The following is a 22,794-nucleotide window of genomic DNA, read 5'->3' as shown; positions in this document are numbered from 1 at the left end:
TCGTCGTTTCCGGGGTCCCGCGCGCGTCGGCTCCGGCACCGAAGGGACGTGCGTCGCGGAAACCGCTACGCGCCCCCGGTGTCCTCGCGCAGGGAATGGATCATGCTGCGCAGGATGCGGGACGCGTCCGACTGGTCGGGGGCGGTCAGCCCGCTGAGCATTCTGAGCTCCACGGAACGGACCGCCGCGCTCGCCCTCTCCAGGCTCTGCCGACCGCTGGGCGTGAGTCGTGTGGGGAGCGCCTTCCCGACGGGGGCCTCCGCGGCCCTGGTCACGTAGCCGTCCCGTTCGAGGGACTTGAGCAGCACGTTCATCGTCTGTCGCGTCACGAACGCGCCCCGTGCCAGCTCGGAGTTCGACAAGCCCGGTCGCTGCGCCAGCAGTTCGAGGCACGCGTAGTGCGTCACGTTCATCCCGAGCGGCCGCAGCACCTCCTCCATGGCCGCGCGCAGGGCGCTCGACGCTTCCTTGAGCAGGTAGCCCAGTGACGTCTCCAGGTCGACGCCGACACCTTCTTGACCCATGTCAGTATTCTGACATAGGTTGCGTGTCAGAAAACTGACACGCTAGTCAAGGAGCGTCCTCATGCCCGCCACCGGTCCCGACTTCCTCTCGCTCCAAGTGCGCGACCTCGCCGCTTCGCAGGCGTTCTACGAGCGGTACCTGGGCGTCGTCCGTTCGCCGGCCGGGCCGCCGCACGCCGTCGTCTTCGAGACGAAGCCGATCGCGTTCGCACTCCGCGACGTCCTTCCCGGCACCGACCTCGCGTCCGTCGCCCAGCCCGGCCTCGGCGTCGCGATATGGCTCCACGCCACCGACGTCCAGGACATCCACGACGCGCTCGCCGCCGACGGACACACCATCGTCTCCGCGCCGGTCGACGGCCCCTTCGGCCGGACCTTCACCTTCGCCGACCCCGACGGGTACCACGTCACGCTCCACGACCGCGCCTGACCGCGCTACGCGGGGAAGCGGTGGTCCACCCAGCGCCACAGGAACTCCAGGGCCGCCGCCGAGCCCGCCGCGATCGCGACCGCCGTCCATGGCATCGTCGTCCCGACCAGGCGCAGCGCGAAGAAGTCCTGGAGCCAGGGGACGACCAGGACCAGGAGGAAGGCACCGCCCATCGCCGCCACCAGGCCGAGCCGCCACCAGGTGTACGGGCGGGCGATGATCGCCAGGACCCACATGGAGATCAGGAAGAGGGTCAGTGTCGCCGCGCTGGTCTCCGCCTCCAACGCGCCCTCGCCCGTGTAGTAGTGGCGGGCGATCAGATATGTGGCGAAGGTGGCCAGCGCCGCCAGTACGCCGCCGGGGACGGCGTAGCGCATGACGCGGCGGACGAAGTGGGGTTGCGCGCGCTCCTTGTTGGGGGCCAGCGCCAGGAAGAACGCCGGGACGCCGATCGTCAGGGTGGAGAGCAGGGTGAGGTGGCGGGGCAGGAAGGGGTACTCCACCTGCCAGCACACCACCAGGACGGCCAGGAGCACCGAGTACACCGTCTTCACCAGGAACAGGGTCGCGACCCGCGTGATGTTGCCGATCACCCGGCGGCCCTCCGCCACCACCGACGGCAGCGTGGCGAAGCTGTTGTTCAGCAGCACGATCTGGGCCACCGCCCGCGTCGCCTCCGAGCCCGACCCCATCGACACCCCGATGTCGGCGTCCTTGAGGGCCAGCACGTCGTTCACCCCGTCGCCGGTCATCGCGACCGTGTGGCCGCGGGACTGGAGGGCGCCCACCATGTCCCGCTTCTGCTGCGGGGTGACCCGGCCGAAGACGGTGCCCGCGTCCAGCGCCTCGCCCATCTCGTCCCGCTCGGCCGGGAGGCGGCGCGCGTCGACGACCTCTCCCGTCAGGCCCAGCTTCCCGGCCACCGCGCCGACCGACACCGCGTTGTCGCCGGAGATGACCTTCGCCCGGACGTTCTGCTCGTCGAAGTAGCGCAGGGTGTCGGCGGCGTCGGGGCGCAACCGCTGTTCGAGGACGACGAGGGCCGTGGGGCGCGCGTCCCGCGCCACCTCCGGGTCGTCGAGTTCCCGGGTCACCCGCACCAGCAGCAGGACCCGCAGCCCCTCCTCGTTCAGCCGCTCGGTCTCGGTGAGCGCCGGGTCGTCGTCGGGGAGGAGGACGTCGGGCGCGCCGAGCAGCCAGGCGCTGGACTGGCCGTCGCCCTCGCTGAGGCGCGCGCCGCTGTACTTGCGGGCGGAGGAAAAGGGCAGCGCCTCGGTGCAGCGCCAGTCCTCGCTGTCGGGGTAGGCGTCGATGATGGCTTTCAGGGACGCGTTCGGGCGAGGGTCGGACTCGCCGAGCGCGCCGAGCACCTTCCGGACGTACGCCTCGTCGCTGCCGTTCAGCGGGCGCAGCCCGGTGACGTCCATGCCGCCCTCGGTCAGCGTGCCCGTCTTGTCGAGGCACACGGTGTCGACGCGGGCGAGGCCCTCGATGGCCGGCAGCTCCTGGACCAGGCACTGTTTGCGGCCGAGGCGGATCACCCCGATCGCGAAGGCGACCGAGGTGAGGAGGACCAGCCCCTCGGGGACCATCGGGACGATGCCGCCGACCGTACGGGCGACGGAGTCCCTGAAGTCGTTCTCCTTCACCACCAGCTGGCTGATGATCAGGCCGATCGCGGTCGGGACCATCATCCACGTCACGTACTTGAGGATCGTGGAGATACCGGAGCGCAGCTCCGAGTGGACGAGGGTGAAGCGGCTCGCCTCCTCCGCCAGCTGCGCCGCGTACGCCTCCCGGCCCACCTTCGTCGCGGTGAACGCCCCGCCGCCCGCGACCACGAAGCTCCCCGACATCACCGGGTCGCCGAGGTGTTTGACGACCGGGTCGGCCTCCCCGGTGAGCAGCGACTCGTCGATCTCCAGGCCGTCCGTCTCGACGCAGTCGCCGTCCACGACGATCTTGTCGCCGGGTCCGACCTCGATCAGGTCCCCGAGGACGATCTCGGAGGTGCCGACCACCGCCGCGACCCCGTCCCGGCGCACCGTCGGCTTCGCCTCGCCGATCACCGCGAGCGAGTCCAGGGTCTTCTTCGCCCGCCACTCCTGGACGATGCCGATACCGGTGTTGGCGAGGATCACGAAGCCGAACAGGCTGTCCTGGATCGGCGCGACGAACAGCATGATCACCCAGAGCACGCCGATGATCGCGTTGAACCGGGTGAAGACGTTCGCCCGGACGATGTCCACCAGGGAGCGGCTGCTTCGTACGGGGACGTCGTTCACCTCGCCGCGGGCCACTCGCTCGGCCACCTCGGCGGCGGTCAGGCCGCGCGCCCGCCCCGTGACCGGAGCGGTGGTGGGGTGCACAGGATCGAGGTCGGTGCCCGCGTCGATGTGCGTCATGCCTTCGACGGTACGTGCGGACTTGGGAGTTCACCCGCTGAGTGCGCCGAAGTCCGACCAGGGGAGGAGGGGCGCAACGGGCCTGGTTCCGAGGTCGTACGGGCCACCCAGGCCGGCGCCGTGCGACCTCAGGGTGTCTCCGACTCCACCGGCTTCGCGGGCTCGACCGTCGCTCCGTCCACGGGGGCAGCCGCGGCGGCCTGCGCGTCCGCCTCCGCGTCGGTCTCGGTCTGGCGGGCCGCGTCCCTCTTGATCGCCGTGTCCCGCTTCTTGACGTACCAGATGCCGATCAGGCCGAGGCCGGCGCCCGCGAGGCAGGTCCACACCCACCAGGTGTGGCCGTGGTCCTCGTACCACCCGTAGAACGGGAGCTGGACGACGAAGAGGACGAACCACAGGATCGTGCCGCCGATGATGGTCGGCACCACGGGGCCCTCCAGGGGCTCCGGCGCCTCGTGCTTGGGGGTCCACTTCGCCATGGGCACAGCTTACGAGCACCGCCGGGGCGGCCCGTCCGGCCCTCCGGGAACCGCGGCGCCCCATGGGTCTACGCGCGGAGATGGAGTTTGCGGCATCATATGTTCATACTGAAACGGTTTCTGACTGGCCACTTCTGTTCGTAGAAAACTCCAACAGACGGGGGAACCTGTTGGGGATGAGGTTCCGTATGTCCCCGCAGGGCACTCTCGACCGCTACTTCAGGATCTCGGAGCGCGGCAGCACGCTGTCGCGGGAGGTCCGGGGCGGTTTCGCCACGTTCTTCGCGATGGCGTACATCATCGTGCTGAACCCGATCATCCTGAGCAGCGCGAAGGACATGTACGGGCATCAGCTGGACTACGGCCAGCTGGTCACCGCGACCGCCGTCACCGCCGCGTTCACCACGCTCCTGATGGGGGTCATCGGCAATGTGCCGATCGCGCTGGCTGCGGGCCTCGGGGTGAACACGGTCGTCGCGCTCCAGCTCGCGCCGCGCATGTCGTGGCCGGACGCGATGGGCATGGTCGTCCTCGCCGGTTTCGTGGTGATGCTGCTGGTGGCGACGGGGCTGCGGGAGCGCGTCATGAACGCCGTTCCGCTGGGCCTGCGCAAGGGCATCTCCATCGGTATCGGCCTGTTCATCATGCTGATCGGACTCGTGGACTCCGGCTTCGTCACCCGTATCCCGGACGTCGCCAAGACCACCGTGCCGCTCCAGCTCGGCGCGACCGGTCACCTCAACGGGTGGCCCGTCCTCGTCTTCGTGCTCGGCGCGCTGCTGACGCTGGCGCTGATCGTGCGCAAGGTGCCGGGCGCCATCCTCATCTCGATCGTCGCCATGACCCTGCTCGCCGTGATCATCGAGGCGATCGCCAAGCTGCCCGCCGGCTCCTGGGGCCTGACCACGCCGAAGTGGCCGGGCAACCCGGTCGCCGGCCCCGACTTCGGGCTGCTCGGCCAGGTCAGCCTCTTCGGCGGCTTCGGCAAGGTCGGAATGCTGACCGGCGTCCTCTTCGTCTTCACCGTGCTGCTGTCGTGCTTCTTCGACGCGATGGGCACGATCATGGGCGTCGGCGACGAGGCCAAGCTGACCGACGCGGACGGCCAGATGCCCGGCATCAACAAGGTCCTGTTCGTCGACGGCATCGCGGTCGCCGCCGGCGGCGCCAGCTCCTCCTCGGCCACGACCTGCTTCGTGGAGTCCACGGCGGGTGTGGGTGAGGGCGCGCGCACCGGCTTCGCGAACGTCGTCACCGGTGCCCTGTTCGGGCTCGCGCTGTTCCTGACGCCGGTCGCCACGATGGTGCCGTCCCAGGCGGCGACCCCCGCGCTGCTCGCGGTCGGATTCCTGATCCTCGCGGGCTCGGTCCGGGAGATCGACTGGGCCGACTACACGATCGCGGTCCCGGCCTTCGTGACGATGGTGATGATGCCGTTCACCTACTCGATCACCAACGGCATCGGCATGGGCTTCATCACCTTCGTCGTCCTGCGCCTCGCCGTCGGCCGCGGACGGGACGTCCCGGCCCCGATGTACGTGGTGGCGGCGGTCTTCGGCTTCTACTACCTGATGCCGGCGCTGGGCCTCACGTGACCCCGCAGGTCACGTGACCCGGTGGATCAGGTGACCCCGTAGAACTTCTCGGTCTCCTCGACGGCGGTCTGGAAGCGCTGGTCGAAGTCGTCCCGCATGAGCGTCCCGATGACGTAGTCCTGGACGCTCATCCCCCTTTTCGCCGCGTGGTCCCGGAGCCGGTCGAGCAGTTCCCGGTCTATCCGCAGGCTGAGCACAGTGGTCCCCATGCGTACGAGGGTCAGGCGCGTTCCGGGCCGCCGTGCGGCGTTCTCCGTATTAGTCACTCGTATGAGTGAGGCGAGTGGCGGGACTCACGGCTGTGGTTGTGCAGCCCCGGTGGTCTTTAGCGAGGGTAATGAGTTAAGCTAAAGAACATGCCTGACCTGACCCATGGCGACGACGAGGCCGCCGTGAACGCGCTGCGGTCCGCCGTGATGCGCCTGTCCCGCCGGTTGAAGCACCAGCGGGTCGACGAGTCGCTGAGCCCGACGGAGATGTCCGTGCTCGGCACGCTCGCCCGCTGCGGCACCGCCACCCCCGGTGAGCTGGCCCGCAAGGAGCACGTACAGCCGCCGTCGATGACCCGCATCGTCGCGCTGCTGGAGAGCAAGGGCCTGGTGAAGCTGGAGCCGCACCCCGAGGACCGGCGGCAGAAGGTGGTCACCCAGACCGAGCGTGCCGAGGCGATGCTCGAGGAGAGCCGCCGCAAGCGCAACGCGTTCCTCGCGTCCCTCGTCGAGGGGCTCGACGAGGACGAGTGGGAGGCGCTCCGCGCGGCCGCGCCGGTGCTGGAGAAGCTCGCGCATCTCTGAGCGGGCCACCGCCGTACGCCGGTGGTCCCACCGCACTCCGTCGGGACCACCGCACTCCGGAGGGATGACCGCCCGCCCGGGAAGCCGTCGGTGCGCCCCGCCGGACAGCCCGTGCGCCGTGGTGGACCCGGCATGGGCGGGCCCGGAAACCAGCAGACAGAACAGGAGCAGTGAGGCTCACGCAACCGCAGGACGTACACGTGTTCAGCGCAAGGAGGCGAACCCCTTTGAGTACGGGACCCGGAGCAGCTTCCGCCCCCGCACCGACGACCGCCCACGAGTCCCCGCCGGCCCACGGCGTCCCCGAGGCCCCGCCGGATACCACCGGCCCCCGGACCCCCGACGCGACCGCCGCCGCCCCGGCCCCCCTCGTGCCCCCCGGCTCGCCGACGCTCACGCACCCCGGGCCCACGGCCCCGACCCCCACCGAATGCCGCGCCACGGCCCCGACGACCTCGTCCGACGTGAGCGCCCCCGATTCCCCGGCCGTCACCTCCGAACCGGCGGCCGTAGCCCCGGAGCGGGCGGCCGTCACCCCCGATCCGCCATCCGTCACCCCCGCTCCTCGTGAGCGCGTGTCCATGTTCCGGTCCCTGCGGGTGCGGAACTACCGGCTGTTCTTCGTCGGGCAGGTGGTGTCGAACATCGGCACCTGGATGCAGCGGATCGCGCAGGACTGGCTGGTGCTGAGCCTGACCGGGTCGTCGACCGCGGTCGGGGTGACGATGGCCCTGCAATTCGTGCCGATGCTGCTGTTCGGGCTGTACGGCGGCGTCCTGGTCGACCGGTTCCCGAAGCGGCGGCTGCTGTTCCTGACCCAGACGGCGATGGCCGTGACGGGGCTCGCGCTCGCTGCGCTGACCCTCTCGCACCAGGTCGAGGTGTGGCACGTGTACGTGGCCGCCTTCGCCGTCGGCATGGCGACCGTCGTCGACAACCCGGCCCGCCAGTCGTTCGTGTCCGAGATGGTCGGCCCCGACCAGCTGCAGAACGCGGTCAGCCTCAACTCCGCGAACTTCCAGTCGGCCCGCCTGGTCGGCCCCGCCGTCGCGGGCGTCCTGATCACCACCGTCGGCACCGGCTGGGCGTTCCTCTACAACGGCCTCTCCTTCATCGCCCCCATCACCGGTCTGCTGCTGATGCGGACCCGTGAGCTGCACCCCACCCGCCGCGCGCCCCGCAAGAAGGGCCAGCTGCGTGAGGGCCTGCGCCATGTCGCCGGGCGCCCCGAACTGCTGTGGCCGATCGTGCTGGTCGGCTTCATCGGGACCTTCGGCTTCAACTTCCCGGTCTGGCTGTCGGCGTACGCGGACGACGTGTTCCACACCGGCGCCGGCTCGTACAGCCTCTTCAACACCCTCATGGCCGTGGGCTCCGTCGCGGGCGCCCTCCTCGCGGCCCGGCGCGGCACGGCCCGGTTGCGGGTGCTGGTCGCGGGCGCCCTCGCCTTCGGGCTGCTGGAGATCGTGGCGGCCCTGGCACCGACGTACTGGATCTTCGCGCTGTTCATGGTCCCGCTGGGGATGTTCGGCCTCACGGTGAACGTGACCACCAACACGGCCATCCAGATGGCCACCGACCCCGTCATGCGCGGCCGGGTCATGGCCCTCTACATGATGGTCTTCCTCGGCGGCACACCGCTGGGCGCGCCGATCGCCGGCTGGGTCACCGACGCGTACGGTCCCCGGATCGGCTTCGTCGCCGGCGGTGTCGTCTCCACGGTCGCCGCCGTCGCGGTGGGCCTGGTGCTCATCAGGTCCGGCGGGATGCGGCTGTCGGTGGGCTGGCACGGCCGGCAGCCGAGGCTGCGGTTCGTGCCGAAGCGGCCGGCGACGGAGAAGGAGCTGGTCAAGACATAGGGCGGTGGGAGCGCTCGCCAGGTGATCCTTTCCCTGGAAGGGTGACGGGCATGAGTGCCCTGAGACTGTTCGCGGCGGTGCTGCCGCCGGACGAGGTGGTGGACGAACTCGGTCTGGCCGTGGCCAGGTTGAAGGGGCTGGCCGGTGCCGACCGGCTGCGCTGGACCGAGCCGCCCGGCTGGCACTTCACGCTCGCCTTCTACGGCGAGGTCGACCCGTCGCTCGTCCCGGAGCTGACGGAACGGCTCGCGCGGGCCGCGCACCGGAGCGAGCCGTTCCCGCTGGCGGTGGCGGGCGGCGGACAGTTCGGTCACGGGCGGGCGCTGTGGGCGGGCGCCGAGGGCGATACACGGACCCTGCGCCTGCTGGCCGACCGGGCGGAGGCGGCCGGGCGCAAGGCCGGCGTCGACATGGGGCAGCACCGCCGCTACACACCGCATCTGACGGTGGCCCGCAGCCGGGAGGCGTTCGAGGTGCGGCCGTACGTCGAGACGCTGGCGGCGTTCGTCGGGCGCACCTGGACCGTCGCCGACCTGGCGCTGGTGCGGAGCCATCTGCCCACGTCGGGGGTGCCGGGGGAGCAGCCCCGGTACGAGGCCGTGGAGCGATGGGAGCTGGGTCACTGACCGAGGGGCGCCCCGCAGGACACCGGGGCCGGGCGGTTAGGCTCGATGGTGTGGACCCGAAGACCCGTAACCGGATCATGGCCGGTGTGCTCGTGCTGATGTTCGCGGTGGTCGCCCTCGCGGCGGCGCTGGGCAGGTGACCGCGGCGCCGCCCGGACGAACGCCGGGGAACCGCCGACGGCCGGAGTGACCCGGGGCCCGTGCGGGCCGGTCGTGCGGTTCCCCGTTCGCTCTCGGGGTGGAGCCCGGTGGCTACCAGGCGAAGGCCTCCGGGGACGGGCCCGGGCCCGGGAAGATCTCGTCCAGGGAGGCGAGCAGTTCCTCGCTCAGCTCCAGCTCGGCCGCCCGGATCGCGGACTCCAGCTGTGCGGCCGTGCGCGGCCCCACGATCGGGCCGGTGACACCGGGGCGCGTCAGCAGCCAGGCCAGGGCGGCCTCGCCCGGCTCGACACCGTGCTTGTCGAGGAGGTCCTCGTACGCCTGGATCCGGCCGCGCGCGGCCGGATCGGCGAGGGTGTCGGCGGCTCGGCCCGAGGCGCGCCGGCCGCCCTCGGCCTCCTTCTTGAGGACACCGCCGAGCAGACCGCCGTGCAGCGGCGACCACGGGATCACCCCGAGCCCGTACTCCTGGGCGGCCGGGATCACCTCCATCTCGGCGCGGCGCTCGGCGAGGTTGTAGAGGCACTGCTCGCTGACGAGGCCGATGGTGCCCGAGCGCCGGGCGGCGATCTCGTTGGCCTGGGCGATCTTGTAGCCGGGGAAGTTGGAGGAGCCGGCGTAGAGGATCTTGCCCTGCTGGACCAGGACGTCGACGGCCTGCCAGATCTCCTCGAAGGGGGTGGCACGGTCGACGTGGTGGAACTGGTAGACGTCGATGTAGTCGGTCCGCAGCCGCTTCAGGCTGGCGTCGACCGCCCGCCGGATGTTCAGCGCGGACAGCTTGTCGTGGTTGGGCCAGGCGTCGCCGTCCGCCGCCATGTTGCCGTACACCTTGGTGGCGAGGACGACCTTGTCGCGGCGGTCGCCGCCCCGTGCGAACCAGTCGCCGATGATCTTTTCCGTACGGCCCTTGTTCTCGCCCCAGCCGTACACGTTCGCCGTGTCGAAGAAGTTGATCCCCGCGTCCAGCGCCGCGTCCATGATCGCGTGGCTGTCCGCCTCGTCGGTCTGCGGCCCGAAGTTCATGGTGCCGAGCACCACTCGGCTGACCTTGAGCCCCGTGCGTCCGAGCTGTGTGTACTCCATGGTCCCCCAGCCAAGGCCGTGGAGTGCGCTCTAGGCAAGGGGCCCGGCGGCCGGCCGGTGGGGCCCGGCGGCCGGCCGGTCAGCCCTTCAGTTCGGCCGTGTCGTCCTTCGGGGAGGGCCGCGCGGGCCGGTGGCGGGGGAGGAGCAGCGGGGTGGCGAGCATCAGGGCTCCGGCCGCGGCGACCGCCGTGCGGGGGTCGGTGACGGCGGCCAGCAGGCCCCACAGGGCGGTCAGCGCGGCGATCGTCAGCTTGCTGGTGACCGACCAGGCGGACAGGGTGCGGGCGACCCGGTCCGGCGGGGTCTCGTCGAGGCGGTACGTGGCCATCACCGGGTTGAAGACGCCCATGCAGGTGATCAGGCCAAGCTCCACGGCCATCACCAGGACGAGCCCGGTGGCGCCGGGGTGGATGAACGCCAGCCCCACCGGCCAGCACGCCCGCAGCGCGCCCGTCGCCAGTAGCACCCGGTGCTGCCCGTGCCGGGAGACCAGCCGCCGGGCGAGCCGGGAACCGATCAGCCCGCCGACGCAGGGCAGGGCGAAGGCCAGACCGTACTGCCAGGGTGTGAAGCCCAGCTCGCCGACCATCAGGACCAGCAGCAGCGGGGCGGTCGCCATGATCAGGCCGTTGACCAGGATCGTGTTGAGGAACAGGGGGCGCAGCGCCGGGCTGGTGAGAATGTACCGCCAGCCGTCGAGGAGGTCACGGGCGCGGAGGCGGGGCGCGGCCGGTTCGGGGGCTGTGCCGGCCGAGGGCGCCTCCCCGGAGTGCGCGGGGCGCTTCGGCGGGCGCTCGGCGGAACGCTCGGTGTCGCCGATCGCCCGGAGGGCCGTCGCGGAGAGGAGGTAGCTGACCGCGTCGGTCACAAGGGTGACCACCGGGCCGAGGAGGCCGATGGCGGCGCCGCCCAGCGGCGGGCCGAGCATGGTCGCCGTCCAGTTGGTGGCCTCGAAGCGGCCGTTCGCGGCGAGGAGGTGCTCCGGGGGGAGCAGGGACTTCAGGAACGCGCCGCTCGCCGCGCCGAAGGTGATGTCGGCCGTGGCGACGACGACCGAGACCAGCAGGAGCTGCGGGAAGGACAGCAGGTCGAGGGCGTAGGCCGCGGGGACGGTCAGGAGGGCGCCGGCCCGGAGCAGATCCGTTCCGATCATCACCGGGCGCTTGCGGCGGAACTCCACCCAGGGGCCGAGCGGCACCGCCACCGCCGCGCCCACGGCCAGACCGGTGGCCGCGAGCGCGGAGACCTCCGCCGGGCCGACGTCCAGGACCAGGACCGCGATCAGCGGGAGCGCGTCGAACGCGAGGCGCGTGCCGCAGGTGCTGACCGCGTATGCCGTCCACAGCCACCGGAACTCCCGGCCCAGTCCGCGCCCGGCCGCCCCCGCCACCACCTCGGGCCCACCCCTCGTCGCCGTGTGCGACGCGGCCCCGTGCCCACGTCGACCGCGCCATCCAAGCGAGCGGGTGCCTCCCGGGCAAGCCGCCGCCCACCCCGAGAACGGGTCTTGGCCACACCTTGACGGCCCCTTGGCGAGGCCGGGCCGCGGCTCAGTCGCGGGGGAACTCGTCGGTCTTGAGGGTGAGGCCGACGACGGTGTCGGTGAGGTCCAGCTCGTAGCCGAACGGGACGGTCGTCTCGATGACGTACTCCCCCTGCTTGGGATTCCGGTACACGTGGCACTTGCCCTGGTACGGGTCCGCGATCAGGTAGACGGGGACCTCGGCGGTCGCGTAGGCCGTCTTCTTGGGGCCGTAGTCGTTGGCCGCGGTGCCCTGGAAGATGACCTCGGCGACGAACTCGACGTCCTCGCAGCTCCACAGGCCCTTGGGGTCCCTGACGGCGTCGCGGGACATCAGGGTCACGTCGGTCGAGAACCCGTTGAGGTGGCCCGGATAGTCGATACGGACGTCGGACTTCAGACGCTTGCGCGGGTATGCGGTGCGCAACTGTTCGATGATGTCCAGGATGATCTCCCAGTGCGTGTCCCGCTGCGGCGACATGAAGATGGCCCCCTCGACGATCTCGACCTTGAATCCCTCGGGGACGGGCATCTGCTCCAGCCACTCGAACATGGTGTCGAGCGTGAGTTCGCCGTTGTGCTCGGCCATCTCGATCCTGTCGTCAAGGACGGTCATCGTGGCGCTCCTCCCCGGCTGCCGCTGGGTCGCGAACAGCCGCGCGGTGCAACGATACGCACGGTGACCAGGTCACGTGCGGTACCGCGGAACTCGGTTGCGCCGCCGCGCCTACGGCAGCTCGTACGGACCGCCCAGGTCCCACGCCTCGTGCATCGCGTTCGCGAAGGCCGCCGCGATGCGGTGTTCGCCGGAGGCGTTGGGGTGGGTGCCGTCGTAGGTGTCCAGGTGGATGTCGTAGGCCGGGGGCGGGGACGCGAGGAGCAGCTCGGAGCGGGGTTCGTCGAGGTCGGCGGCCGTCTTGGCGAGGAGCTCGTTGAAGCGGGCCACCTGGGCGGCGAAGGCGGCGTCGCCCTCGGCGCGGACATTCGGGATGACCGGCAGGAGCACCATGCGGACGCGCGGGTCGGCCTCGCGCGCGGCGGCGACGAAGCGGCGGGTGTTCTCGATGGTCTGCTCGGCGTCCGTGTAGAAGCCCAGGTCGATGAGGCCGAGGGAGACAAGGAGGACGTTCGCGCGATGGGCGCGGACCGCGTCGGCGATCAGCGGGGCCATGTGCAGCCAGCCCTCGCCCCAGCCGGCCAGGTGGGCGCGGGGGAAACGGGGGTCGCCGTCGGCGTACTCGTACGACGTCGGGGCGTCGGTCGCCTTGTCGTGGAGCGACTCGCGCGGGCCGACGATCCGGAAGGGGCCGTCGTGCGACGCGCACAGGTGCTGCCAGAGCCGGTAGCGCCACGTGTGTTCGCCCGCGCTCCCGATCGTCATGGAGTCGCCTACGGGCATGAACCTGAGCATGGGCTCATCATGAACGATCGCTACCCATCGGTAGGAGGGACTGGGTCACACACCCCTGTGAGCATCACCACGTGGTGCGGGACCCCGGCCGGCCCGCGAAGCTCGACCACCCCCGCCCCGCGCGGCGGCATGGCAGGGTGGGAGGCATGCGCCGACCATCCCGCCGTCCCCTCCTCGCCGGTCTCGCCGTGATCGCCGGCGCTCTGCTCGCCGCCGTACCGGCCGTGCCCGCGGCCGCCGACGACGGCAACTTCACGGTGAAGGACCCGAGGATCACCGAGTCCAGCGGTCTCGCGGCCTCGCGTCAGCACCCCGGCGTGTACTGGACGCACAACGACAGCGACGACGGCGCGTTCCTGTACGCCGTGGACGGCAGGACCGGGAAGACGGTCGCCACGGTGACGTTGACCGGTGTCGGCACACCGCGGGACGTCGAGGCGATCTCCATCGGCCCGGACAACCACCTCTACGTCGGCGACATCGGCGACAACCTCGGCGGGACCTGGCAGTACGTGTGGATCTACGAGCTGCCGGAGCCCAAGCAGCTCAAGGACCAGACGCTCAAGGCCACCCAGTACGTCGTGAAGTACGAGGACGGGGCGCGGGACGCGGAGGCGCTGATGGTGCACCCGAAGACCGGGCGGGTCTACATCGCCGACAAGGACGAGGCGGGGGGCTCGCTGTACGAGGGCCCGGCCGAACTCTCCGCGTCCGGCACGAACATCTTCAGGAAGGTCGCCTCCGTACCCGATCTGGAGGTCACCGACGGGGCGTTCTCGCCGAACGGCAAGCACCTCGCCCTGCGCTCGTACTTCGGCGCGATCCTCTACGACTGGAACGGCGGGAAGATCGAGACGGCCGACCGGCTGAGCGTGCCCCTGCAACGGCAGGGCGAGTCCCTCACGTACACCACCGACGGCAAGAAGATCATGTACGGCAGTGAGGGCGCCGGCAGCACGGTCGTCGCCCGCGACGTCGCCGGCGGCGGCTCCGGCGGCAACGGCGGCTCCGGCTCGTCCTCCTCCGACAAGGGCGGCTCGTCCGCCGGGCAGGACGCCGACGGCACCGGCTCGGGCCTCAAGGTCGGCGCGATCGCCGTCGTCGGCGCCGTCGTCGTCCTCTGGGGCTTCAAACGCGTGCTGCGCCGCCCGTCCTGACGGGGCGTTCCCCGACGGGCGGTCAGCCGGTCTCCCGGCGGGCCGTACGCCGCTGCATAGGATCGGCGGCATGGCGCTGCGACCCGTTCACGTGATCGTCAAGGCCGTCGACGCCCCGGCGGTCGGCCGGTTCTGGGCGGAGGCGCTCGGCTGGACCGCCTACCGCCCCGGTGCCGTCACCTACGTCGGCCCCGCCGGCGGGCTCGTCTGGCCGCATCCGGTCGCCCTCGGGGTCGACGTCGTCCCCGTGCCGGACCCCAAGACGCCCACGAAGAACCGGGTGCACCTCGACATCGCCACCCACTCGGCCGCCCAGCAGACGGAACTGGTCGCGCGGCTGCGCAAGCTCGGCGCGACCCCCGCCGACGTCGGCCAGGGCGACGTGCCGTGGACGGTCCTCGCCGACCCGGAGGGCAACGAGTTCTGTGTGCTGGAGCCCCGCGAGGTCTACCGGGACACCGGGCCGATCGCCGCGGTGGTGGTCGACTGCGCGGACCCGCGGGCCATGGCGCGGTTCTGGGGCGAGGCGATCGACTGGACGCTGCACGAGGTGACCGACGACCACGCGGTGCTGCGCTCCGCCCAGGGGGTCGGCCCGTATCTGGAGTTCCTGCGCACGCCCGGCGTGAAGACCGTGCCGGACCGCGTCCATCTCGACCTGCTGCCCCACCCCGGTGACGACAAGGCGGCGGAGGTCGACCGGGTGCGGGCCCTCGGCGCCACCGACCTCGACGTCGGCCAGGGCGACGTCCCGTGGACCTGCCTCGCCGACCCGGAGGGTCACGAGTTCTGCGTCCTGGCCCCGCACTGACTCAGTCGGCCCCGCCACCGCCCCGGCTGCCGCTGCGGCCCTCGTCCCCTTCTTTGTCTCCGGCCCGGTCCCCGGCCCGCCGGGCCACCAGGGCCTCCAGGCCGTCGAGGATCCGCTGGAGCCCGAACTCGAAGTGGTCGAAGTCCCGGCCGAACGCGTCCTCCGACAGCCCGGCCAGCATCGGGTAGCGCCCGGACGCCATGAACTTCTCCAGCAGGGGGGCCTGCGCCGCCCAGAACTCCGCGTCGGTGAGCCCGGTGCGCCGCTCCACCTCCGCCTCGTAGAGCTGGGTGCGGGCGGCCCCGACCACATAGCCGTCGACCGCGATGATCGCGGAGACCAGCTCGGGGTCGGTCAGGCCCATGGACTTGATCCGGGAGAGCACCTTCTCCATGCCGTCCAGCGCGCTGGGCCCGAGGATCGGCCGGCACTGGTTGACCTGGAGCAGCCAGGGGTGGCGGCGGTAGAGCGCGAGGGTCGCCCGGCCCAGGGCCTCCAGCGCGGACCGCCAGCCGCCGTCCCCGAGGCCGGCCGGATCGTCGGAGGGGCGCTGCACGCGGTCCAGCATCAGGTCGAGCAGTTCGGCCTTGCCGGGGACGTAGCGGTACAGCGACATCGTGCCGGTCCCCAGCTCCGTGGCGACCCGCCGCATCGACACGGCCTCCAGCCCCTCCGCGTCCGCGACCCGGACCGCCGCCTCCACGATCCGCTCCAGGGTGAGCCCCGGTTTGGGGCCCCGGCTGGGGCGCCGCCCCGTGTCCCACAGCAGTTCGAGCGTACGGACGATGTCGCCGCTGCCGCTGGTCTGCGTACCGCCCTCACTGCTTGTCATGTGCCGAGTCTAAGTCCCGCCGAAAAAACTGAGTACGACGTACGCGCAATCGGGTACGGTGTACTCAGTTCTAGCGAAGGGGGGACCCATGAGCGACGGAAACGGCGACGGGTACGCGGTGCGGGCGGAGGGCCTGGAGAAGCGGTACGGCGAGAAACGCGCGCTCGACGGCTTCGACCTGGCCGTCCGCGAGGGCACGGTCCACGGCCTCCTCGGCCCGAACGGCGCGGGCAAGACCACGGCCGTCCGCATCCTGTCCACTCTCGTCCGGCTGGACGGTGGGCGGGCGACGGTCGCCGGGCTCGACGTGGCCCGGCGGCCCCGCGAGGTCCGGGCGAGGATCGGCCTCACCGGCCAGTACGCGGCCGTGGACGAGGTGCTGACGGGCCGGCAGAACCTGGAGATGTTCGGCCGGCTCTTTCATCTCGGCGGCCGGAGGGCGAGGCTGCGCGCCGCCGAACTGCTCGAACGGTTCGATCTCGCCGACGCCGCCGACAAGGGCGTCGGCACGTACAGCGGCGGTATGCGGCGCCGGCTGGACCTCGCCGCCTCGATGATCCTCGCCCCGGCCGTCCTCTTCCTGGACGAGCCGACCACCGGCCTCGACCCGCGCAGCCGGGGCGAGGTCTGGGACTCGGTGCGGGCGCTGGTCGCGGGCGGCACGACGGTCCTGCTCACCACGCAGTACCTGGAGGAGGCCGACAGGCTGGCCTCCCGCATCACCGTCATCGACCAGGGCCGGGCCATCGCGGACGACACCCCCGACGGGTTGAAGAACACCGTGGGCGGCGACCGTGTCGAGGTCGTCCTGGCCGACCGCGCCGACATCCCGCGCGCCGTGAAGGTCATCGCCCGTGTCGCCGACGGCGAACCGGAGGCGGACGAGACCGAGCTGCGTGTGCACGCGCCGGTGACCGACCGGGTGAACGCCCTGACGGAAGTGGCCCGCACGCTCCAGGACGAGGGCGTCGCCGTCGAGGACATCGGCCTGCGCCGGCCCAGCCTGGACGACGTGTTCCTGCGGCTGACCGGGCACCGCACCGAACCGCCCGGCGTGCGGGACACCCCGCCGGCCGCGCCGCAGCCGAAGGAGGCCGCCGCATGAGCACCCGCATGAGCGCCCGCGTCAGCCCTGACGTCCGCCCGAGCACCGCAACCGGCTCCGGCGCCGTGAACCTCACCGACCTGACCGACCTCACCGACCTCCCCGTCCGAAGCCGTACGTACTGGCTGCTCGCCGACGTCGGGAACATCGTCCGGCGCGGGCTCACCCACTACCGGCGCCAGCCGGTCAACATCGCCTGGCAGCTGGGCTTCCCGATCCTGTCGGTCCTCCTCTACGGCTATGTCTTCGGCAGCGCCGTGCGGGTGCCCGGCGGCGGCGACTACCGGGACTTCCTGATGCCGGGCATGTTCGCGATGACGATGGCCTTCGGGTTCATCAACACCGCGACCCTCGTCGTCCACGACTCCACCAAGGGCGTCATCGACCGCTTCCGCTCCATGCCGATGGCGCCGTCAGCGGTGGTCGCCGGGCGCGGGGTGACCGATCTGCTGGTCGCCTGCGCGGAGTTGGCCATCATGATGCTGACGGCGCTGGCGATGGGCTGGCGCCCCGACGCCGGCCTCGGCTTCCTGGCCGCGTTCGGTCTGCTGCTGTGGCTGCGGTTCGCGCTGATCTGGATCGGGGTCTGGCTCGGCCTCCTGGTGCCCAACCCGGAGGCGGCGGGCGGCCTCTTCGCGGTCGCCTTCCCACTGACCATGATCTCCAGCATCTACGTGGCCCCCCAGCTCATGCCCGACTGGCTCGGCTGGGTCGCCGTTTGGAACCCGCTCTCCTCCACGGCGGCCGCCACCCGCGAGCTGTTCGGCACGCCGGTCGGCGGTGACTCCTGGATCGAGCGGCACGCGCTGCTGATGGCGGGCGTGTGGCCGGTGGTGCTCACGCTGGTCTTCCTGCCGCTGGCGGTGCGCAGGTTCCGGAGGCTGAGCCGCTGACCCCGGCCGATGGCCTCCGGGCCGCACCGAGAGGCGTCCGGCGCACAATGAGGCGTCGGACGCCTTGACGTGTCCATGTGGCCTGTCTTCCATGGGGGTGCGGGTGATGGGAGCGCTCCCATCCGTTCCGGACCCGCGCCTCCCGAGGAGGAAGCAGCGTCATGTTCCGCAGCTTACGGAGAACTCTGGGCGCCCTGTGTGCGGCCGCCGCCGTGCTGGTGCTGCCGCTGGCCGGCGGTGCCCCGTCGGCCGCGGCGGCCGAGGCCGCCGCCGGTGCCGGCTACTGGCACACCAACGGGCGCCAGATCCTCGACGCGAACAACCAGTCGGTGCGGATCGCCGGCATCAACTGGTTCGGCTTCGAGACCGCCAACCACGTGCCCCACGGCCTGTGGTCCCGCGACTACAAGAGCATGATCGACCAGATCAAGTCGCTGGGCTACAACACCCTGCGCATCCCCTACAGCGACGACATCCTCAAGCCGGGCACCATGCCCGACAGTCTCAACTTCGACGGCAAGAACACCGATCTGCGTGGTCTGACCTCGCTCCAGGTCCTGGACAAGATGGTCGCGCACGCCGGGCGGAGCGGGCTGAAGATCATCCTCGACCGGCACCGCCCGGACGCGGCGGGCCAGTCGGCGCTCTGGTACACCCCGACGGTCCCCGAGTCGACGTGGATCGCCAACCTCAAGGCCCTCGCGACCCGTTACAAGGGCGACTCCACCGTCATCGGCATCGACCTCCACAACGAGCCGCACGACCCCGCCTGCTGGGGCTGCGGCGACACCTCCAAGGACTGGCGCCTCGCCGCCGAACGCGCCGGTAACGCGGTGCTCGCCGCCAACCCCGACCTGCTGGTCCTCGTCGAGGGCGTCCAGTCGTACAACGGAGTCTCGGGCTGGTGGGGCGGCAACCTGATGGGCGTCGCCGACCACCCCGTACGGCTCGACGTGCCGAACCGGCTCGTCTACTCCGCGCACGACTACGCCACCAGCGTGGCCCAGCAGAGCTGGTTCAGCGACCCCGACTTCCCCAACAACATGCCCGGCGTCTGGGACCGGTACTGGGGCTACATCTTCAAGCAGAACATCGCCCCCGTCTGGGTGGGCGAGTTCGGTACGACCCTCCAGGCCACGGTCGACCAGCGCTGGCTGGCCGCCCTGGTGACCTACCTCCGCTCCACCTCGACGTACGGCAACGACTCCTTCCACTGGACCTTCTGGTCCTGGAACCCCAACTCCGGTGACACCGGCGGCATCCTGAAGGACGACTGGCAGACCGTCGACACGGTGAAGGACGGCTATCTGACGAGCATCAAGGCGCCGGGCTTCCCGCCGGGCGGCGGCTCCGGCGATCCCGGCGGCCCCGGTGACCCCGGCGGCGGGACACCCGCCTGTGCCGCCGTCTACACCGTCAGCAGCGACTGGGGCGGCGGCTTCAACGCCGAGGTGAAGGTGACCAACAGCGGGACGACCGCGCTCAAGTCCTGGAAGGTCACGTGGACCTGGAGCGGCTCCCAGAAGGTCACGAACATGTGGAACGCGTCGTACACCCAGAGCGGTGCGACGGTCACCGCGACGAACGCCGCCCACAACGGCGCCCTCGCCGCGGGCGCCTCGGCGACCCTCGGCTTCGGGGGCACGCCCGGGGGCGGGGGTGTGCCGAGCGTGAGCTGCACGGCGACCTGAACGGAGGGGCGCCCGGTGACCGCCGGGCGCCCCGTCGGCTTGCAGCCGTTCAGGGAAGGCCGGTGTGCAGCCGTTCAGGAAAGGGCGGCGAGCAGCCTCTCTCCGACGGCGACGGCCGGTGCGGCGGCCTTTCGGGGGCCCGCCCCGGACGGCTGGTCCTCGACGCGGACGGCCACGGCGACCGGGGGCCCTTCGCGCCTTGCGTGTACGCGATGAACCACGCGCTGCCCGTACCGTCCCGGCCGTCCGCGACCCACGCCGCCTTCGCGCCCGTCCCGGACCCCGCCTCGTCCCCGCCCCGCGAAATCTGAACGGCCAGCGCGACGAGACACTCAAGACGCCGAGCGCCCCCCTGATCGCCGGGTGCATGAGCACAGCGTAGAGAGTCCGGGAGCGCTCGGGGCGGTGGACGGTTGTCCCGGTTGCGGGCAACTGGCGTTGTCTGTGGGCAATTTGAGTAATTCCAATGACTCAATTCAGTCAAGTCTTGGTCGAATCTTCTATGCGCGGCGTGATCTTCAGGAACCATGCGGCACGGGCCGCGAACCTCGCGGACCTGGAACCCCCCATCACTGTTCAGAGAGAACTCCATGAAGAGAAGCGCAGCCGTGTTCAGCGGCGCCACCGTCGTACTGGCCGGGACGCTCGCAGCCGCCCCCGCCAGCGCCAGCGCGCCGGACTCCGTGAACACCGTGCAGGTCGCCGCCGCGAAGGTCTCCTGGAAGAAGTGCGCCACGGACGGCGCCCCGACGATGCAGTGCGCGTCGGTGAAGGTGCCGCTGGACTACGCCAAGCCGGGCGGGAAGAAGATCACGCTGGCCCTGTCCCGCGTGCCGCACACCGCGAAGAAGTACCAGGGCCCGCTGCTGGTCAACCCCGGTGGCCCCGGCGGCAGTGGCCTGGGCCTGGCCGGTTTCGTCGCCGGCTCCCTGCCCAAGGCCGTCGCGTCCCAGTACGACGTCATCGGCTTCGACCCGCGCGGCGTGGGGGCCAGCAAGCCCGCCCTGAACTGCAAGCCGGGCTACTTCAACCCGGTGCGCCCGGACTCCGTGCCCAGCACGCCCGCCCTGGAGAAGGCGAACCTCGACCGCGCCAAGTCCTTCGCCGCGGCCTGCGCCGCCAAGTACAAGGACGTCCTGCCGCACATCAACACGGCCAACGCCGTGAAGGACATGGACGCGATCCGCAAGGCGCTCGGCGCCAAGAAGATCAACTACTTCGGCTACTCGTACGGCACCTACCTCGGCGCCGTCTACGCCAAGCAGTACCCGGACCGCGTGCGCCGCCTGGTGCTCGACTCCATAGTCGACCCGACGGGCGTCTGGTACGAGGACAACCTCGACCAGGACTACGCCTTCGACAAGCGCCACAAGGCGCTCATGAAGTGGATCGCCAAGAACAACGCCACCTACAAGCTCGGCACCGACCCGGCCAAGATCGAGGCCGAGTGGTACGCCATGCGGGCCGACCTCGCCAAGAAGCCCGTGGGCGGCAAGGTCAAGGTGGGCGCCTCCGAGCTGGAGGACATCTTCATCCCCGGCGGCTACTACAACGGCTACTGGCCCACGCTCGCCGAGGCGTTCGCCGCCTACGTGGGCGACAAGAACGCCGAGCCGCTGGTCGAGGCGTACCAGAACATCGCCGCCGTCGACGCCTCCGGCGACAACGGCTACAGCATCTACACCGCCGTGCAGTGCCGTGACGCGGCCTGGCCGCGCAAGTGGAGCACGTGGCAGAAGGACAACTGGGCCGTCTACAAGAAGGCGCCCTTCATGACCTGGAACAACGCCTGGTACAACGCGCCGTGCGCGTTCTGGCCGACCAAGACCCTCAAGCCGGTGAACGTCGCCAACTCCAAGCTCCCGCCGACGCTGCTGTTCCAGGCGACGGACGACGCGGCCACCCCGTACCAGGGCGGCCTCACCGTCCACAAGCTGCTCAAGAACTCCAGCCTGGTCGTCGAGCAGGGCGGCGGCAACCACGGCATCTCGCTGAGCGGCAACTCCTGCCTCGACAAGTACCTGGCGACCTACCTGAGCAACGGCAAGGTGCCGCACGGCAAGGGCCAGATCGACGCCGTCTGCAAGAAGCTGCCGGACCCGAAGCCGCAGGCCGCGCAGAAGATGTCGGCGCAGTCGGGTGCGTCCACCGCGACGGGCGGTGCCGCCCTGCACGGCATCCTCGGCTTCCGCGGCTGATTCCGCACGACACGGGCAACACCCCGTAGGACGACACGAAGGGCGCCCGGTGACCGCACCGGGCGCCCTTCGGCGTCGTACCGCTGAACGGCTAGAGCTTCTCGATCACGTAGTCGACGCACTTCGTGAGGGCCTCGACGTCCGCCGGGTCGATCGCCGGGAACATCGCGACGCGCAGCTGGTTGCGGCCGAGCTTGCGGTACGGCTCGGTGTCGACGACGCCGTTGGCGCGCAGGGCCTTGGCGACGGCCGCGGCGTCGATCTCGTCGGCGAAGTCGATCGTGCCGATGACCTGCGAGCGCTTGGCCGGGTCCGAGACGAACGGCGTCGCGTACTTGGACTCCTCCGCCCAGCCGTACAGGCGGGTCGAGGAGTCCTTCGTGCGGGCCGTGGACCAGGCGAGACCGCCCTGGCCGTTGATCCACTCCAGCTGCTGGTTCAGCAGGAACAGCGTGGCGAGCGCCGGGGTGTTGTACGTCTGGTTCTTGCGGGAGTTGTCGATCGCCGTCGGCAGCGAGAAGAACTCCGGGACGTGCCGCCCGCTCGCGTGGATCCGCTCGGCGCGCTCGATCGCGGCCGGGGAGAACACACCGATCCACAGGCCGCCGTCGGAGGCGAAGGACTTCTGCGGGGCGAAGTAGTAGACGTCCGTCTCGGCGATGTCCACGGGCAGACCGCCCGCGCCGGACGTGGCGTCGACCAGGACGAGGGCGCCCTCGTCGGCACCGGCCACCCGCTTGATCGGGGCGGCGACACCGGTGGAGGTCTCGTTGTGGGTGAAGGCGTAGACGTCGACGCCCGCCTCCGCGACCGGCTCCGGGTGCGTGCCGGGGTCGGAGGAGACCACGGTCGGCTCGGCCAGCCACGGGGCGAGCTTGGCGGCCTTGGCGAACTTCGAGCTGAACTCGCCGAAGGTCAGGTGCTGGCTCTTGTTCTCGATCAGGCCGTGCGTCGCGACGTCCCAGAACGCGGTGGAGCCGCCGTTGCCGAGGACCACCTCGTAGCCCTCGGGCAGGGAGAACAGCTCGCTGATGCCCTCGCGCACCTGGCCGACCAGGTTCTTCACCGGGGCCTGGCGGTGGGAGGTGCCGAGCAGGGAGGTGCCGGTCGCGGCCAGGGCGTCCAGCGCCTCCGTCCGCACCTTGGAGGGGCCAGCGCCGAAACGTCCGTCGGCGGGCTTGATGTCAGCGGGGATCTGGATATCAGCCACGGGTGCG

The 22,794-nt window shown here is 71.0% G+C and carries 22 protein-coding genes; 12 read left to right on the top strand and 10 right to left on the bottom strand.

Going from position 1 to position 22,794, the window contains the following annotated elements; translation table 11 throughout:
• Positions 1–65: 65 nt before the first annotated feature.
• A complete protein-coding gene (locus ACZ4Z3_RS33860; RefSeq protein WP_468504618.1) occupies positions 66–524 on the bottom strand; it encodes a MarR family winged helix-turn-helix transcriptional regulator in 459 nt (152 codons plus the stop codon).
• Positions 525–585: 61 nt separating this feature from the next.
• On the opposite strand from ACZ4Z3_RS33860, the gene ACZ4Z3_RS33855 reads away from it, so the two are divergent.
• Entirely contained in the window at positions 586–954 is a 369-nt protein-coding gene (locus tag ACZ4Z3_RS33855; protein ID WP_468504617.1) for a VOC family protein, read from the top strand.
• Positions 955–959: 5 nt separating this feature from the next.
• On the opposite strand, the gene ACZ4Z3_RS33850 is transcribed toward ACZ4Z3_RS33855, so the two are convergent.
• Together ACZ4Z3_RS33850 and ACZ4Z3_RS33845 are read right to left on the bottom strand one after the other, a co-directional pair.
• On the bottom strand, positions 960–3,359 hold the full coding sequence (locus ACZ4Z3_RS33850) for an HAD-IC family P-type ATPase (protein ID WP_468504616.1): 2,400 nt from the start codon (positions 3,357–3,359) through the stop codon (positions 960–962).
• A gap of 128 nt (positions 3,360–3,487) precedes the next feature.
• The gene (locus ACZ4Z3_RS33845; protein WP_468504615.1) at positions 3,488–3,838 is read right to left on the bottom strand and encodes a DUF2530 domain-containing protein; all 351 of its coding nucleotides are present in this window, start codon (positions 3,836–3,838) and stop codon (positions 3,488–3,490) included.
• A 176-nt stretch (positions 3,839–4,014) separates the two neighbouring features.
• On the opposite strand from ACZ4Z3_RS33845, the gene ACZ4Z3_RS33840 reads away from it, so the two are divergent.
• Positions 4,015–5,433 carry an NCS2 family permease gene (locus ACZ4Z3_RS33840; RefSeq protein ID WP_468504614.1) on the top strand — a complete coding sequence of 473 codons (1,419 nt, stop codon included), beginning with the start codon at positions 4,015–4,017 and terminating at the stop codon, positions 5,431–5,433.
• A gap of 26 nt (positions 5,434–5,459) precedes the next feature.
• On the opposite strand, the gene ACZ4Z3_RS33835 is transcribed toward ACZ4Z3_RS33840, so the two are convergent.
• On the bottom strand, positions 5,460–5,642 hold the full coding sequence (locus tag ACZ4Z3_RS33835; RefSeq protein WP_055520139.1) for a hypothetical protein: 183 nt from the start codon (positions 5,640–5,642) through the stop codon (positions 5,460–5,462).
• Positions 5,643–5,789: 147 nt separating this feature from the next.
• On the opposite strand from ACZ4Z3_RS33835, the gene ACZ4Z3_RS33830 reads away from it, so the two are divergent.
• The 3 genes from ACZ4Z3_RS33830 to thpR all read left to right on the top strand — a co-directional run bounded on the left by ACZ4Z3_RS33830 (position 5,790) and on the right by thpR (position 8,712).
• The gene (locus tag ACZ4Z3_RS33830) at positions 5,790–6,227 is read left to right on the top strand and encodes a MarR family winged helix-turn-helix transcriptional regulator (RefSeq protein ID WP_055711043.1); all 438 of its coding nucleotides are present in this window, start codon (positions 5,790–5,792) and stop codon (positions 6,225–6,227) included.
• Between the two features lie 581 nt (positions 6,228–6,808).
• A complete protein-coding gene (locus tag ACZ4Z3_RS33825; protein WP_468504651.1) occupies positions 6,809–8,086 on the top strand; it encodes an MFS transporter in 1,278 nt (425 codons plus the stop codon).
• A 59-nt stretch (positions 8,087–8,145) separates the two neighbouring features.
• Positions 8,146–8,712: an RNA 2',3'-cyclic phosphodiesterase gene (thpR, locus tag ACZ4Z3_RS33820; RefSeq protein ID WP_099963736.1), complete on the top strand. Its 567-nt coding sequence runs from the start codon at positions 8,146–8,148 to the stop codon at positions 8,710–8,712.
• Between the two features lie 252 nt (positions 8,713–8,964).
• Here the strand turns inward: thpR and ACZ4Z3_RS33815 are convergent, their stop codons facing one another.
• The 4 genes from ACZ4Z3_RS33815 to ACZ4Z3_RS33800 all read right to left on the bottom strand — a co-directional run bounded on the left by ACZ4Z3_RS33815 (position 8,965) and on the right by ACZ4Z3_RS33800 (position 12,890).
• Positions 8,965–9,957, bottom strand: a complete 993-nt coding sequence (locus tag ACZ4Z3_RS33815) for an aldo/keto reductase (RefSeq protein ID WP_468504613.1) — start codon at positions 9,955–9,957, stop codon at positions 8,965–8,967.
• Between the two features lie 79 nt (positions 9,958–10,036).
• A complete protein-coding gene (locus ACZ4Z3_RS33810) occupies positions 10,037–11,350 on the bottom strand; it encodes an MFS transporter (RefSeq protein WP_468504612.1) in 1,314 nt (437 codons plus the stop codon).
• Positions 11,351–11,507: 157 nt separating this feature from the next.
• A complete protein-coding gene (locus ACZ4Z3_RS33805) occupies positions 11,508–12,095 on the bottom strand; it encodes a Uma2 family endonuclease (protein WP_468504611.1) in 588 nt (195 codons plus the stop codon).
• 111 nt (positions 12,096–12,206) lie between these two features.
• Positions 12,207–12,890, bottom strand: coding sequence for a GDSL-type esterase/lipase family protein (locus tag ACZ4Z3_RS33800; protein WP_055541463.1), 684 nt, complete (start codon positions 12,888–12,890; stop codon positions 12,207–12,209).
• 146 nt (positions 12,891–13,036) lie between these two features.
• On the opposite strand from ACZ4Z3_RS33800, the gene ACZ4Z3_RS33795 reads away from it, so the two are divergent.
• Both ACZ4Z3_RS33795 and ACZ4Z3_RS33790 read left to right on the top strand, forming a co-directional pair.
• Complete coding sequence (locus ACZ4Z3_RS33795; protein WP_468504610.1) at positions 13,037–14,047, top strand: WD40 repeat domain-containing protein; 1,011 nt, start codon at positions 13,037–13,039, stop codon at positions 14,045–14,047.
• A gap of 70 nt (positions 14,048–14,117) precedes the next feature.
• Positions 14,118–14,858, top strand: coding sequence for a VOC family protein (locus tag ACZ4Z3_RS33790; protein ID WP_468504609.1), 741 nt, complete (start codon positions 14,118–14,120; stop codon positions 14,856–14,858).
• Position 14,859: 1 nt separating this feature from the next.
• Here the strand turns inward: ACZ4Z3_RS33790 and ACZ4Z3_RS33785 are convergent, their stop codons facing one another.
• Entirely contained in the window at positions 14,860–15,690 is an 831-nt protein-coding gene (locus ACZ4Z3_RS33785; RefSeq protein WP_468504608.1) for a TetR/AcrR family transcriptional regulator, read from the bottom strand.
• Between the two features lie 88 nt (positions 15,691–15,778).
• Here ACZ4Z3_RS33785 and ACZ4Z3_RS33780 point away from each other — a divergent pair, with 88 nt between their 5' ends.
• From ACZ4Z3_RS33780 to ACZ4Z3_RS33760, 5 genes are all read left to right on the top strand, one after another.
• Positions 15,779–16,795: an ATP-binding cassette domain-containing protein gene (locus ACZ4Z3_RS33780; protein WP_468504607.1), complete on the top strand. Its 1,017-nt coding sequence runs from the start codon at positions 15,779–15,781 to the stop codon at positions 16,793–16,795.
• Positions 16,792–17,688, top strand: coding sequence for an ABC transporter permease (locus ACZ4Z3_RS33775; protein ID WP_468504606.1), 897 nt, complete (start codon positions 16,792–16,794; stop codon positions 17,686–17,688). Before ACZ4Z3_RS33780 ends, ACZ4Z3_RS33775 begins: the two co-directional genes overlap by 4 nt.
• 161 nt (positions 17,689–17,849) lie before the next feature.
• Positions 17,850–19,379 (top strand): cellulase family glycosylhydrolase, encoded by a 1,530-nt coding sequence (locus tag ACZ4Z3_RS33770; protein WP_468504605.1) that lies wholly within the window; start codon positions 17,850–17,852, stop codon positions 19,377–19,379.
• Positions 19,380–19,441: 62 nt separating this feature from the next.
• Positions 19,442–19,690 (top strand): hypothetical protein, encoded by a 249-nt coding sequence (locus ACZ4Z3_RS33765; RefSeq protein WP_468504604.1) that lies wholly within the window; start codon positions 19,442–19,444, stop codon positions 19,688–19,690.
• Positions 19,691–19,969: 279 nt separating this feature from the next.
• The gene (locus ACZ4Z3_RS33760) at positions 19,970–21,577 is read left to right on the top strand and encodes an alpha/beta hydrolase (protein WP_468504603.1); all 1,608 of its coding nucleotides are present in this window, start codon (positions 19,970–19,972) and stop codon (positions 21,575–21,577) included.
• 91 nt (positions 21,578–21,668) lie between these two features.
• On the opposite strand, the gene serC is transcribed toward ACZ4Z3_RS33760, so the two are convergent.
• A complete protein-coding gene (serC, locus tag ACZ4Z3_RS33755; protein ID WP_468504602.1) occupies positions 21,669–22,787 on the bottom strand; it encodes a phosphoserine transaminase in 1,119 nt (372 codons plus the stop codon).
• Between the last annotated feature and the right edge of the window lie 7 nt (positions 22,788–22,794).

The organism is Streptomyces sp. NPDC030296 (assembly GCF_055572815.1).
The sequence above is the reverse complement of the archived record's forward strand: the minus strand, read 5'-3'. Positions and strand labels throughout refer to the sequence as shown.